Below are 13167 nucleotides of genomic sequence, written 5' to 3' on the forward strand. Positions count from 1 at the left end.
GACTCCGGTCGCTCTCGGCGCCGGCCCGTCTCGACGCCGGTCGGGTCTCGACGCCGGTCGGTCTATCGCTTCGGTACGGGGACGGTCATCAGGTCCTGGGCGATGGTCAGCTCACCCGTGAACCCGGCCGCCCGCGCCTGCCGTTCGAACTCCGCCGGATCGGTGTACCGCTGCGAGAAGTGGGTGAGGACCAGGTGCCGTACGCCCGCGTCCCGCGCGACCGCCGCGGCCTGGCCGGCCGTCAGATGGCCGTGGTCGGTGGCGAGCCGGACGTCCTCGTCGAGGAAGGTCGACTCGATGACGAGCAGATCGGCGCCGTCGGCGAGCGTGTGCACACCGTCGCACAGCCGGGTGTCCATGATGAACGCGACCCGCTGCCCACGCCGGACCTCGCTGACCTCCTCCAGCGTGACGCCGCGCAGGACGCCCTCGCGCTGGAGCCGGCCCACGTCGGGGCCCGCGATGCCGTGCGTGGCGAGCCGCTCGGGCAGGATGCGGCGCCCGTCCGGCTCGACGAGGCGGTAGCCGTACGACTCCACGGGGTGGGAGAGCAGGGCGGCTTCGAGCGTGTACGCGTCGGTGACCGCGAGCGGCCCGTCGGCGGCGACGGGTGCCTCGGTCAGCCGGACGGTCTCGCGGTACGCCGTGGCGTACCGCAGCCGCTCGAAGTACCGCTGTCCGCTCGCCGGGTAGTGCGCGACGACCGGGTGCGGGACCTGGTCGAGGTTGATCCGCTGGATCACCCCGGCCAGACCGAGCGAGTGGTCGCCGTGGAAGTGCGTGACGCAGATCCGGTTCAGGTCGTGCGCCGCGACCCCGGCACGCAGCATCTGGCGCTGCGTGCCCTCGCCGGGGTCGAAGAGGATGCCCTGCCCGTCCCAGCGCAGCAGATAACCGTTGTGGTTGCGGTGCCGGGTCGGGACCTGGCTGGCCGTGCCGAGGACGACCAGTTCACGTGCGGACAAGGGGGTGCTCCGGACCTATCCGGGCGGCCAGTTGAGGCCGCGGCCGCCCAGCACGTGGGCGTGCGCGTGGAAGACGGTCTGGCCCGCGCCGGCCCCGGTGTTGAGGACGATGCGGTAGCCGCTGCCGTCCACCTTCTCCGCCTCGGCGACCTCTCCGGCCTCGCGCAGCACGTCGGCGGCTACGGCCGGCGCACCGGCCGCGAGGGAGGCGGCATCGGGGTAGTGGGCGCGCGGGATCACGAGCACGTGGGTGGGCGCCTGCGGGTTGATGTCCCGGAACGCGACGGTCGTCTCCGTCTCGCGCACGATCGTCGCCGGGACCTCCCCCGCCACGATCTTGCAGAACAGGCAGTCGCTCTGCGGCTCTCCGGCCATGGCCTCGTCCTCCTCGCCTCGGTCGAACTCGAACTCGATCTCGAACTGGGACGCGTGCTCGCTCACGGTCTCGAACTTGATCGCGATCACACGTACACGCGCATGCTATCGGGGGCCTCCGACAGCCCCGCCGGAACGTCCCCCGGTCCGGTCCTCACGGCCCCGGCCGGTCCCGCACCGTATCCGTACGCCTACGCCTACGCCTACGACCAGCGGCCGGTGCGGCCGAGGACGAGCGCGGTGGCCGCCGTACCCGCCGTGGAGGTGCGCAGGACGCTGGGCCCGAGCCGGTACGGCCGGGCGCCCGCCGCCTCGAACAGGGCCAGCTCCTCCGGGGACACGCCCCCCTCGGGCCCGACGACGAGCACGATCGTCCCCTCGCGCGGGAGTTCGGCGGTGGCGAGGGCCTCGCTCGGGTGGTTGCGGTCCTCGTGCAGCACGGCGGCGAAGTCGGCGCCCGCGAGCAGGGCGGCGACCTGCTTGGACGTCATCAGCTCGGCGACCTCGGGGAACCGGGTGCGGCGCGACTGCTTGCCGGCCTCACGGGCGGTGCTGCGCCACTTGGTGAGGGCCTTCTGCCCGCGCTCGCCCTTCCACTGGGTGATGCAGCGGGACGCGGCCCACGGCACGATCGCGTCGACGCCGGTCTCCGTCATGGTCTCGACGGCCAGTTCCCCTCGGTCGCCCTTGGGCAGGGCCTGGACGACGGTGATCGAGGGCACCGGCTCGGGCTCCTCGTGCAGCGCGGACGTCTCCACGGTCAGCCGGTCCTTGCCCTCCACGGCGGACACCACGCCCTCGACCCAGCGGCCCCGGCCGTCGGTCAGGACGACGTCCTCGCCCGGCTGGAGCCGCTTCACGGAGACGGCGTGCCGGCCCTCGGGCCCGTCCAGGACGAACAGACGGGTACCGGGAAGGGTGTCGACGACGAAGACGGGTGCGGTCACGAAGTGCTCCTGGGACTGATGCTGCCGGTGATGCCAGTGGTGCCGGGGGTACCGGGGAGGCCAGAGGTGCCGGGGAGGCCGGAGATACCGGAGATGCCTGGGGCGCCGGGGGCGTCGGTGCCGCCGTAGAGCGCGGTGTGGAGTTCCTCGGCCAGTACCTCGACCAGCCGCCCGGCCGGCAGCTCCCGGGCCAGCCGGTGCCCCTGCCCGGCCCACAGCGCCATGGCCTGCGGATCCCCGGCCGCCGCGGCGGCTCGCCGCAACGGGGCGGTGAGGTGGTGGACCTCGGGGTACGCGGCCGGGGCGTACGGCCCGTGCTCGCGCATGAACCGGTTCACCAGACCGCGCGCCGGGCGCCCGGAGAACGCCCGGGTCAGCTCGGTACGGGTGAACAGGGCCGTGAGGGCCGGATCGGTCAGGGCCCGCTTGTGCAGCGGGTGCGCCCCGGACTCCGGGCAGACGAGGAAGGCGGTGCCGAGCTGGGCCGCGTCGGCGCCCGCCGCGAGGACGGCGGCGATCTGCCGGCCGCGCATGATCCCGCCGGCGGCGATGATCGGCAGCCGGACCCGCTCCCGTACCTCCGTGATCAGCGGCAGCAGCGCGCTGCCGCTGCCCGCCGAGGGCCCGTCGGCGGGATCGTCGCGGTGGGTGCCCTGGTGGCCGCCGGCCTCGGTGCCCTGCACGCCGATCGCGGCGGCGCCGGCCCGCTCGGCCGTCCGGGCCTCCTCGGCGGAGGTGACGGTGACGATCGTGTACGTGCCGGCCCGGGCGAACGCGTCGAGCGTGTCGCGGTCGGGGCAGCCGAAGGTGAAGGAGACGACCGGCACGGGGTCGTCGAGGAGGATCGCCAGCTTGGCGTCGTACGCGTCGTCACGGCCTTGGTCGGGATCGCCCAGCTCGGTCTCGTACCAGCCCGCCTCGCCGGCCAGCTGGTGCCGGTAGACCTCGACGGCGGCCGGATCGGCCGGCTGGTCGCGCGGCGGGACGAACAGATTGACCCCGAAGGGCCGCGCGGTGAGCCCTCGGACCTGCTTGATCTCCTGGTACAGCCCGCCGGCGGTCTTGTACCCGCCCGCCAGGAAACCGAGCGCGCCCGCCTCGCAGACGGCGCCGACGAGATCCGGGCAGGATCCGCCGCCGGCCATGGGGGCCTGCACGATCGGATACCGGGAGAGATCGTTCAGCGCGGTGGACATGCGGGCATCGTTTCATGCCACCGCGAGCGCGCCGAATCAGCGGGCGGGGGCGAGCCGGGGCGAACGGGGTACGCGCGAGGGGCGGCCCGCACGATGTGCGGACCGCCCCTCGGAAGACCGTCGGGCCGATGAACCGGCGGGAGCTTCCGACCGTCGAAACAGCCGAAGACCCACCGGGCGGAAGACCTGCCGGAGGCAGGTCCTACCAGGACCTACCGTCCGTTGAAGGCATCCTTCAGCCGCGAGAACAGCCCCTGCCGCCCGGGCTGACTGTGCCGACCCGGGGGGGCGACCCCCGGACCCCCGGCAGAGCGCCTACCGCCCGTTGAAGGCATCCTTCAGCCGCGAGAACAGCCCCTGCTGCCCAGGCTGGAACTGCCCCGTGGGCCGTTCCTCTCCCCGCAGCTTGGACAGTTCGCGCAGCAGTCGCTCCTGCTCGGCGTCGAGCTTCGTCGGGGTCTGGACCTCGACGTGCACGATCAGGTCGCCTCGGCCGTTGCCGCGCAGGTGGGTGACGCCCCGGCCGTGCAGCGGGACCGACTGGCCGGACTGGGTGCCCGGCCGGATGTCGATCTCCTCGACACCGTCGAGCGTCGTCAGCGGCACCTTGGTGCCGAGCGCGCCCGCCGTCATCGGGATGGTCACCGTGCAGTGCAGGTCGTCGCCGCGCCGCTGGAAGACCTCGTGCGGAAGCTCGTGGATCTCGACGTACAGGTCGCCGGCGGGGCCGCCGCCGGGGCCGACCTCGCCCTCGCCCGCGAGCTGGATGCGGGTGCCGTTGTCGACACCGGCGGGGATCTTGACCGTGAGGGTACGGCGCGAGCGCACCCGGCCGTCGCCCGCGCACTCGGGGCACGGGGTCGGGACGACGGTGCCGAAGCCCTGACACTGCGGGCACGGGCGCGAGGTCATGACCTGGCCCAGGAAGGACCGGGTGACCTGGGAGACCTCACCGCGGCCTCGGCACATGTCACAGGTCTGCGCCGAGGTGCCGGGGGCGGCACCCTCGCCGGAGCAGGTGGTGCAGACCACGGCCGTGTCGACCTGGATGTCCTTGGTGGTGCCGAAGGTCGCCTCGTCGAGGGTGATCTCCAGGCGGATCATCGCGTCCTGGCCGCGCCGGGTACGCGAGCGCGGGCCGCGCTGGGACGCCGTACCGAAGAAGGCGTCCATGATGTCCGAGAAGTTCCCGAAGCCGCCCGCGCCGAAGCCGCCGGCACCACCGGCGCCGCCGGAGGCGGACAGCGGGTCGCCGCCGAGGTCGTAGACCTGCTTCTTCTGCGGGTCGGAGAGCACCTCGTAAGCGGCGTTGATCTCCTTGAACCGCTCCTGGGTCTTCGGGTCCGGGTTCACGTCCGGGTGGAGCTCACGGGCGAGGCGGCGGAATGCCTTCTTGATCTCGTCCTGTGAAGCGTCGCGGCGCACGCCGAGTACGGCGTAGTAGTCCGTGGCCACTTACGACTCCGCCAGGATCTGTCCGACGTAACGTGCCACTGCGCGTACCGCTCCCATCGTTCCGGGGTAATCCATGCGGGTCGGTCCGACCACGCCGAGTTTGGCGACTGCCTCGCCGCCCGAACCGTAGCCGACCGAGACGACGGATGTGGACGTGAGTCCCTCATGGGCGTTCTCGTGCCCGATCCGTACGGTCATGCCCGATTCCTTGGCCTCGCCGAGCAGCTTGAGAAGCACGACCTGCTCCTCAAGAGCTTCCAGGACGGGCCTGATCGTCAGGGGGAAATCGTGCCCGAAGCGGGTCAGATTGGCGGTGCCGCCGATCATGAGCCGTTCCTCGCGCTGTTCGACGAGGGTTTCGAGCAGGGTGGCGAGGACCGTCGAGACGGTACCCCGGTCCTCGATGTCCTCGAAGGATTCCGGCAGATCCTGCACCAGCTGCGGCACGTCGGCGAACCGGCGGCCGACGACCCGGCTGTTGAGCCGGGCCCGCAGATCGGCGAGGGAGTTCTCGCCGAACGGCGCGGGACAGTCGACGACCCGCTGCTCGACCCGGCCGGTGTCCGTGATGAGCACGAGCATGAGCCGGGCGGGCGCCAGCGAGAGCAGTTCCACGTGCCGCACCGTCGAACGGGTCAGCGAAGGGTACTGCACGACGGCGACCTGCCGGGTCAGCTGCGCGAGCAGCCGGACCGTGCGGGCGACGACGTCGTCGAGGTCGACGGCGCCGTCGAGGAAGTTGTGGATCGCCCGCCGCTCGGGGGTCGACAGCGGCTTGACGCCGGCCAGACGGTCGACGAAGAGGCGATAGCCCTTGTCCGTGGGGATGCGGCCGGCGCTGGTGTGCGGCTGGGCGATGAAGCCCTCGTCCTCCAGGACCGCCATGTCGTTGCGGACGGTGGCGGGCGACACGCCGAGCTTGTGACGCTCGGTGAGCGCCTTGGAGCCGACCGGCTCCTCCGTCCCGACGTAGTCCTGGACGATCGCGCGCAGCACCTCGAGTCTGCGTTCGCTGAGCATCGCGCGCACCTCCAGCTGTCGTTCCGGTTCCGCTTGTCCCGCTTTTGGCACTCACCCTGTTCGAGTGCCAGGAATCCACCCGCAAGTGTAAGGCGGCGGACGTCGCTCCTGGCAAGGAGGCGGGCTGGGCACCCTTCGAACAGTTAGCGTCCCGCCATGGACATCGACTGGGACGCGCACGGCTGGGAAGGGCTCGGCGAGGGGGTCGGGCGGCGCAGGCTGCCGGGCTGGGACGCCACGGTGGGCCTGGTGACGGGGCGGGACGGGGTCCTGCTGTACGACACCGGCTCGACGCTCGCCGAGGGGGCCGAGCTGCGGGCGCAGGTGAGCTCTCTCACGGGTGGGCGGAGCGTGACACATGTCGCACTCGGTCATCCACACTTCGACCACGTGTTCGGTACGGCGGCCTTCCCGGGGGCCGAGGTCTACGGGGCGGCGGGCCTGGCCGCGCTACTGCGCCGGGAGGCGGCCGAACTGCTGGCGGACGCGGTACGGCAGGGGGTGGACGCGGGGGCCGCCGCCGAGGCCGCGGAGGCGCTGGTCGCACCGGGGCACGAGGTCGCGGGGGAACTGGTGCTCGACCTGGGTGGCCGACGGGTGGTCCTCGCGAACGCGGGGCCCGGTCACACGGGCCACGACCTGGCCCTGCTGGTGCCCGGCACCCCGGCGGTGGTCTTCTGCGGCGACCTGGTCGAGGAGTCCGGCGAACCGCAGGCCGGACCGGACGCGCTGCCCGCCCGCTGGCCGGCCGCCGTCGACCGGCTGCTGGCGCTGGGCGGCGCGGACGCGCGGTACGTGCCGGGGCACGGGGCGGTGGTGGACGCCGCGTTCGTACGACGCCAGCGCGCGGAACTGGCACGGCGCGCCGCGGTGTCGTAGCGTCCCCGGAATGCGCAGCTACCAGCCCGATCTGACGCCCCCTTGGAAGCGCTCGGCGCCCGTGCCGGAGGTTCCGGCGGAGCGCGATCTGGTCGTCGAGGAGGCCGGAACGGGATTCTGCGGGGCGGTGATCCGCTGCGAGGCGGGCACGGTGACCCTGGAGGACCGGTTCGGCAAGCACCGGGTCTTCCCGATGGAGCCGCGCGGCTTCCTCATCGACGGCCGGCCCGTCACCCTGGTCCGCCCGACCGGCCCCGCACAGGCCCGGCCCACCCGCACGGCGTCGGGCTCGGTCGCGGTCCCGGGCACCCGGGCGCGGGTCGCCCGGGCGGGCCGTATCTACGTCGAGGGCCGCCACGACGCCGAGCTGGTGGAACGGGTCTGGGGCGACGACCTGCGGATCGAGGGCGTCGTCGTGGAGTACCTGGAGGGCGTCGACGACCTCCCGTCCCTCGTCGCCGACTTCGCCCCGGCCCCGGACGCGCGCCTCGGCGTCCTCGTCGACCACCTGGTCCCGGGCTCCAAGGAGTCCCGCATCGCGGCCCAGGTCACCTCGCTGGACGTCCTGGTCGTCGGCCACCCGTACATCGACGTCTGGGAGGCCGTGAAGCCGTCCTCGGTGGGCATCCCGGCCTGGCCGGCGGTCCCCCGGGGCCAGGACTGGAAGACGGGCGTCTGCCACGCCCTGAACTGGCCGGCCAACACGGGCGCGGCCTGGCAGCACATCCTCTCCCGGGTGCACTCCTACAAGGACCTGGAGCCGGCGCTGCTGGGCAGGGTGGAGGAACTGATCGACTTCGTGACGGCCCCGTAGCCCCAAAAGTCGACCTACTTCTTCTTCCCCCGCCCCCGCCCCCGCCCCCGCCCCCCTCCCACCCCGCAACCCCGACCGCGCCCCCACGCCCCGCACGCCACGCCACGCCCACCCGCACAGCGCGGCGCAGCGCCACCAACCTCAGTCCACCAAGTCCCGCACCACCGCGTCCGCCAGCAACCGCCCCCGCAACGTCAGCACCGCCCGCCCCGCCTCGTAAGCGCCCGCGTCCAGCAGCCCGTCCCCCAGAGCACGCCCCGCCGCCTCCCGTCCCGCCGCCTTGAGCAGCCCGAGTTCGACGCCTTCGCGCAGCCGGAGCTCCAGGAGCACCCGTTCGACCCGCCGGTCCTCGTCGGTGAGGATTTCCCGTCCGGCACCGGGCGAGCGTCCTTCGCCGAGGGCGGCCGCGTACGCGCCGGGGTGCTTCACGTTCCACCAGCGGACGCCACCGACGTGGCTGTGGGCGCCGGGCCCGGCGCCCCACCAGTCGGCGCCGCGCCAGTACAGCTCGTTGTGGTGGCAGCGGCCGGCTTCGGAGGTGGCCCAGTTGGAGACCTCGTACCAGTCGAAGCCTGCCTGGGTGAGGACGTCTTCGGCGATGAGGTACCGGTCGGCGTGGACGTCGTCGTCGGTCATGGGTATCTCGCCGCGCCGGATGCGCCGGGCGAGCTGGGTGCCTTCTTCGACGATGAGCGCGTAGGCGCTGATGTGGTCGGGTCCGGCGCCGATGGCGGCGTCGAGGGAGGCGCGCCAGTCGTCGTCGGTCTCGCCGGGCGTGCCGTAGATGAGGTCGAGGTTGACGTGGTCGAAGCCGGCGGCGTGCGCTTCGGCGACGCAGGCTTCGGGCCGGCCGGGGGTGTGGCTGCGGTCGAGGATCTTCAGGACGTGCTGCCGGGCACTCTGCATGCCGAAGGAGACACGGTTGTAGCCGCCGGCGCGCAGTTCGGCGAGGTAGGCCGGGTCGACGGAGTCGGGGTTGGCCTCGGTGGTGATCTCGGCGTCGTCGGCGAGTCCGAATTCGTCGCGGATGGCGGCGAGCATGCGGACGAGGTCGGCGGCGGGCAGCAGGGTGGGGGTGCCGCCGCCGACGAAGACGGTCTGGACCGGGCGCGGGTCGTCGCCGAGGGTCTTGCGGGCGAGCCGTATCTCCTCGGTGATCTGGCCGGCGTAGTTCTCGCGGGAGGCGAGGACGCCGCCGGCACCGCGAAGCTCGCTCGCGGTGTAGGTGTTGAAGTCGCAGTAGCCGCAGCGGGTGGCGCAGTACGGCACGTGCAGATAGAAGCCGAGCGGTCGCTCCCCCGCACCGTCCAGGGCGTGCGCGGGCAGCGCTCCGTCCTCGGGCATGGGCTCACCATCGGGCAGTACGGAAGGCATGCCGCCATTGTCCCGTACCGCCCGGGGTGCGCCCCAGCCCTGTGGACAACTTCACGCGCACCCCGGCCCACGGCCTGCGGCAAACCCACGGAACCCGCAGGTCACACCACCCGAAACCCCCAGGTCACGCCTCCCGCGCGCCCGCGTACATCTCCTCGATCAGGTGCTGGTAGGTCCGCTCGACCACCGGCCGCTTCATCTTCAGGCTCGGGGTCAGCTCGCCGTGTTCGACGTCGAGGTCGCGCGGCAGCAGCCGGAACTTCTTGATCGTCTGCCAGCGCTGGAGGCCCTCGTTGAGGCGGGCGACGTACCCCTCGACGAGCTTCTGGGTCTGCGGGGCCGCGACGACCTCCGCGTACGTCTTGCCGCCGAGGCCGTTCTCGGCGGCCCAGCCGAGCAGGGAGGGCTCGTCGAGGGCGATGAGCGCGGTGCAGTAGTTCCGGTCGGCGCCGAGGACGATCATGTTGGAGACGAACGGGCAGACGGCCTTGAACTGGCCCTCGACCTCGGTCGGCGCGATGTACTTGCCGCCGGAGGTCTTGAACAGGTCCTTCTTGCGGTCGGTGATCCGCAGATAGCCGTCGTTGGACAGTTCGCCGATGTCGCCGGTGTGGAACCAGCCGTCCGGCTCCAGGACCTCGGCGGTCTTCTCGGGCAGACCGTGGTAGCCCTCCATGATGCCGGGGCTGCGCAGCAGGATCTCGCCATCCTCGGCGATGCGGACCTCGGTGCCGGGCAGCGGCTTGCCGACGGTGCCGGTGCGGTAGGCCTCGCCGGGGTTGACGAAGGACGCGGCGGAGGACTCGGTGAGGCCGTAGCCCTCCATGATGTGGATGCCGGCGCCGGAGAAGAAGTAGCCGATCTCGGGGGCGAGGGCGACGGAGCCGGAGACGGCGGCGCGCAGCCGGCCGCCGAACGCCTCGCGCAGCTTCGAGTAGACGAGCGCGTCGGCGACCTTGTGCTTGGCGGTGAGGCCGAAGGGCGCGGTGGCGGCGCCGGTGCGGCGGAAGTTGTCCTGGCTGACCTTGGCGTACTCGCGGGCGACGCCGGCCGCCCACTGGAAGATCTTGTACTTGGCCGCGCCGCCCTCGCGGGCCTTGGCGGCGACGCCGTTGTAGACCTTCTCGAAGATGCGCGGGACGGCGGCCATGTAGGTGGGCTGGACGATCGGCAGATTGACGATGATCTTGTCGATCCGGCCGTCGACGGCGGTGACGTGCCCGATCTCGATCTGCCCGGAGGTGAGCACCTTGCCGAAGACATGGGCCAGCGGCAGCCACAGGTACTGGATGTCCTCGCTGGTCAGCAGGCCGGTGGCGGCGATCGCCTTGGCCATGTACGACCAGCTGTCGTGGCGCAGCCGGACGCCCTTGGGGCGGCCTGTGGTGCCCGAGGTGTAGATGAGGGTGGCGAGCTGGTCGGAGGTGAGGGCGGCGACCCGCTCCTTGACGATCTCCGGGTGGCGCTCCAGATAGGCCGCGCCGCGCGCCTCCAGGTCGGCGAGGGTCAGCACCCAGTCGTCGGAGGTGTCGGCGCCCTCGGGGTCGATGACGACGACGTGGTGGAGCTGGGGCAGCTCGGCGCGGCGCTCGACGGCCTTGGCGAGCTGCTCGGCGTTCTCGGCGATGAGGACGCGGGAGCCGGAGTCGGAGAGGATGAACGCCGACTCCTCGGCGTTGGTCTGCGGGTAGACGGTGGTGACCGCGGCACCGGCGCACATGACGCCGAGGTCGGCGAGGATCCACTCGACGCGGGTGGCGGAGGCGAGGGCGACCCGCTCCTCGGGCGCGACACCGAGGTCGATGAGTCCGGCGGCGATGGCGTGGACGCGCTTGGCGGCCTCGGCCCAGGTGAGCGACTTCCAGTCGTCGGGGCCCTGGCCGGACGCGGCGGGCACCGGGTAGCGGTAGGCCTCCGCGTCGGGGGTCCGCTCGACGCGCTCCAGGAAGAGGGCGGCCACGGACGGCGGCCGGTTCTCGATCAGGGTCTGTGTGTCGCTCACGACGTCCTCCGGGCGGCGGCGGTGCGGTCAGGCGGGGGCGCCGCGGGCGGGGGGACGCGCGCGGCGCGGGTGGCGGCGCGGGGACGCACCGCGTGTCTAACTCACGAGTAACCTTCGAGCGGCTTCAGGGTAGAGGCCCGGGGACGGGTGCGTAAGGGCTTGCTTATAACGAACGGGTCTGCGCACCAGTGGTGCGCAGACCCGTTCACGGCCCGCTCGCGGGGTTTCCGCGGCGTCCTGGGACTACTTCTTCGGCTTGGCGGCCGCGGAGTCGTCGCTCGACAGGACGGCGATGAAGGCCTCCTGCGGGACCTCCACGGAGCCGACCATCTTCATCCGCTTCTTGCCTTCCTTCTGCTTCTCCAGCAGCTTCCGCTTACGGGAGATGTCACCGCCGTAGCACTTGGCGAGGACGTCCTTGCGGATGGCGCGGATGGTCTCGCGGGCGATGACCCGGGCGCCGATCGCGGCCTGGACCGGCACCTCGAAGCTCTGCCGCGGGATGAGCTCCTTGAGCTTGGCGACGAGCCGGACGCCGTACGCGTACGCCTGGTCCTTGTGCGTGATCGCCGAGAAGGCGTCGACCTTGTCGCCGTGCAGCAGGATGTCGACCTTGACCAGGGAGCTGCTCTGCTCGCCGGTGGGCTCGTAGTCGAGCGAGGCGTAGCCGCGGGTCTTGGACTTCAGCTGGTCGAAGAAGTCGAAGACGATCTCGGCCAGCGGCAGGGTGTAGCGGATCTCGACCCGGTCCTCGGACAGGTAGTCCATGCCGAGCATGGTGCCGCGCCGGGTCTGGCACAGCTCCATGATCGAGCCGATGAACTCGGAGGGGGCGAGGATCGTGGCGCGCACGACCGGCTCGTACACCTCGTCGATCTTGCCCTCGGGGAACTCGCTCGGGTTGGTGACCGTGTGCTCCGCGCCGTCCTCCATGACCACGCGGTAGACCACGTTCGGGGCGGTCGCGATGAGGTCCAGGCCGAACTCGCGCTCCAGGCGCTCGCGGATCACGTCGAGGTGGAGCAGGCCGAGGAAGCCGACACGGAAGCCGAAGCCGAGCGCGGCGGAGGTCTCCGGCTCGTAGACCAGCGCGGCGTCGTTGAGCTGGAGCTTGTCCAGGGCCTCGCGCAGCTCCGGGTAGTCGGAGCCGTCCAGCGGATACAGACCGGAGAAGACCATCGGCTTCGGGTCCTTGTAGCCGCCCAGGGCCTCTTCGGCGCCCTTGGACTGGGAGGTGATCGTGTCACCCACCTTGGACTGGCGGACGTCCTTCACACCGGTGATCAGGTAGCCCACCTCGCCGACGCCGAGGCCGTCGGCCGGCAGCATCTCGGGCGAGTTGGTGCCGATCTCCAGCAGCTCGTGGGTCGCGCCGGTCGACATCATCCGGATGCGCTCGCGCTTGTTGAGCTGGCCGTCGACGACACGGACGTACGTGACGACACCGCGGTACGAGTCGTACACCGAGTCGAAGATCATCGCGCGGGCCGGGGCGTCGGCGACGCCGACGGGGGCCGGGACGTCCCGGACGACGCGGTCGAGCAGCGCCTCGACGCCCATGCCGGTCTTCGCGGAGACCTTGAGGACGTCCTCCGGCTGGCAGCCGATGAGGTTGGCCAGCTCCTCGGCGAACTTCTCCGGCTGGGCGGCCGGCAGGTCGATCTTGTTGAGGACCGGAACGATGGTGAGCTCGTTCTCCATGGCCAGGTAGAGGTTGGCCAGGGTCTGCGCCTCGATGCCCTGGGCGGCGTCCACCAGCAGGACCGTGCCCTCGCACGCGGCGAGCGAGCGCGACACCTCGTAGGTGAAGTCGACGTGCCCGGGGGTGTCGATCATGTTCAGGATGTGCGTACGGCCCTGCTCCGGCCCCTCGGTCGGGGCCCAGGGCAGCCGGACCGCCTGGGACTTGATCGTGATGCCGCGCTCACGCTCGATGTCCATCCGGTCGAGATACTGGGCACGCATCTGCCGCTGGTCGACCACACCGGTCAGCTGGAGCATCCGGTCGGCGAGCGTGGACTTGCCGTGGTCGATGTGCGCGATGATGCAGAAGTTGCGGATCAGAGCCGGGTCGGTACGGCTCGGCTCGGGCACGTTGGTAGGAGTCGCGGGCACGCAGGGTTCTCGTCTCGGGCGGTGT

General features: G+C 71.8%; 11 protein-coding genes. 2 read left to right on the top strand and 9 right to left on the bottom strand.

Features of this window, described 5'->3' with window-relative positions:
* Positions 1-62 precede the first annotated feature (62 nt).
* The 6 genes from ABZ990_RS14100 to hrcA form a co-directional block, all read right to left on the bottom strand.
* The gene (locus tag ABZ990_RS14100; RefSeq protein WP_361230380.1) at positions 63-965 is read right to left on the bottom strand and encodes a ribonuclease Z; all 903 of its coding nucleotides are present in this window, start codon (positions 963-965) and stop codon (positions 63-65) included.
* 15 nt (positions 966-980) lie between these two features.
* On the bottom strand, positions 981-1340 hold the full coding sequence (locus ABZ990_RS14105; protein ID WP_361230516.1) for a histidine triad nucleotide-binding protein: 360 nt from the start codon (positions 1338-1340) through the stop codon (positions 981-983).
* 203 nt (positions 1341-1543) lie between these two features.
* Positions 1544-2287, bottom strand: coding sequence for a 16S rRNA (uracil(1498)-N(3))-methyltransferase (locus ABZ990_RS14110; protein ID WP_361230383.1), 744 nt, complete (start codon positions 2285-2287; stop codon positions 1544-1546).
* Positions 2284-3483: a nitronate monooxygenase gene (locus ABZ990_RS14115; protein WP_361230386.1), complete on the bottom strand. Its 1200-nt coding sequence runs from the start codon at positions 3481-3483 to the stop codon at positions 2284-2286. Before ABZ990_RS14115 ends, ABZ990_RS14110 begins: the two co-directional genes overlap by 4 nt.
* Positions 3484-3798: 315 nt before the next feature.
* Positions 3799-4938: a molecular chaperone DnaJ gene (dnaJ, locus tag ABZ990_RS14120; RefSeq protein WP_361230389.1), complete on the bottom strand. Its 1140-nt coding sequence runs from the start codon at positions 4936-4938 to the stop codon at positions 3799-3801.
* Positions 4939-5958, bottom strand: coding sequence for a heat-inducible transcriptional repressor HrcA (gene hrcA / locus ABZ990_RS14125; RefSeq protein ID WP_361230392.1), 1020 nt, complete (start codon positions 5956-5958; stop codon positions 4939-4941).
* Between the two features lie 156 nt (positions 5959-6114).
* Between hrcA and ABZ990_RS14130 the strand changes: the two genes are divergently transcribed.
* Together ABZ990_RS14130 and ABZ990_RS14135 are read left to right on the top strand one after the other, a co-directional pair.
* Positions 6115-6837, top strand: coding sequence for an MBL fold metallo-hydrolase (locus tag ABZ990_RS14130; RefSeq protein ID WP_361230394.1), 723 nt, complete (start codon positions 6115-6117; stop codon positions 6835-6837).
* A gap of 10 nt (positions 6838-6847) precedes the next feature.
* A complete protein-coding gene (locus ABZ990_RS14135; RefSeq protein ID WP_361230397.1) occupies positions 6848-7651 on the top strand; it encodes a DUF3097 domain-containing protein in 804 nt (267 codons plus the stop codon).
* A gap of 141 nt (positions 7652-7792) precedes the next feature.
* Here the strand turns inward: ABZ990_RS14135 and hemW are convergent, their stop codons facing one another.
* From hemW to lepA, 3 genes are all read right to left on the bottom strand, one after another.
* Positions 7793-9025 carry a radical SAM family heme chaperone HemW gene (gene hemW, locus ABZ990_RS14140; protein ID WP_361230400.1) on the bottom strand — a complete coding sequence of 411 codons (1233 nt, stop codon included), beginning with the start codon at positions 9023-9025 and terminating at the stop codon, positions 7793-7795.
* Between the two features lie 124 nt (positions 9026-9149).
* Positions 9150-11027 carry a long-chain fatty acid--CoA ligase gene (locus ABZ990_RS14145; protein WP_361230403.1) on the bottom strand — a complete coding sequence of 626 codons (1878 nt, stop codon included), beginning with the start codon at positions 11025-11027 and terminating at the stop codon, positions 9150-9152.
* Positions 11028-11270: 243 nt separating this feature from the next.
* Entirely contained in the window at positions 11271-13142 is a 1872-nt protein-coding gene (lepA, locus tag ABZ990_RS14150) for a translation elongation factor 4 (protein WP_361230404.1), read from the bottom strand.
* Positions 13143-13167 lie beyond the last annotated feature (25 nt).

Origin of the sequence: Streptomyces sp. NPDC046203, from assembly GCF_040646255.1 — a bacterium.
In the GTDB taxonomy this organism is placed as follows: Bacteria; Actinomycetota; Actinomycetes; order Streptomycetales; family Streptomycetaceae; genus Streptomyces.

Bases quoted from the DNA above. Each gene is read 5' to 3' on its own strand.
- ABZ990_RS14105 (WP_361230516.1), bottom strand. From the start codon at position 1,340: ATGGCCGGAGAGCCGCAGAGCGACTGCCTGTTCTGCAAGATCGTGGCG.
- ABZ990_RS14130 (WP_361230394.1), top strand. From the start codon at position 6,115: ATGGACATCGACTGGGACGCGCACGGCTGGGAAGGGCTCGGCGAGGGG.
- hrcA (WP_361230392.1), bottom strand. From the start codon at position 5,958: ATGCTCAGCGAACGCAGACTCGAGGTGCTGCGCGCGATCGTCCAGGAC.
- hemW (WP_361230400.1), bottom strand. From the start codon at position 9,025: ATGCCTTCCGTACTGCCCGATGGTGAGCCCATGCCCGAGGACGGAGCG.
- ABZ990_RS14115 (WP_361230386.1), bottom strand. From the start codon at position 3,483: ATGTCCACCGCGCTGAACGATCTCTCCCGGTATCCGATCGTGCAGGCC.
- ABZ990_RS14135 (WP_361230397.1), top strand. From the start codon at position 6,848: ATGCGCAGCTACCAGCCCGATCTGACGCCCCCTTGGAAGCGCTCGGCG.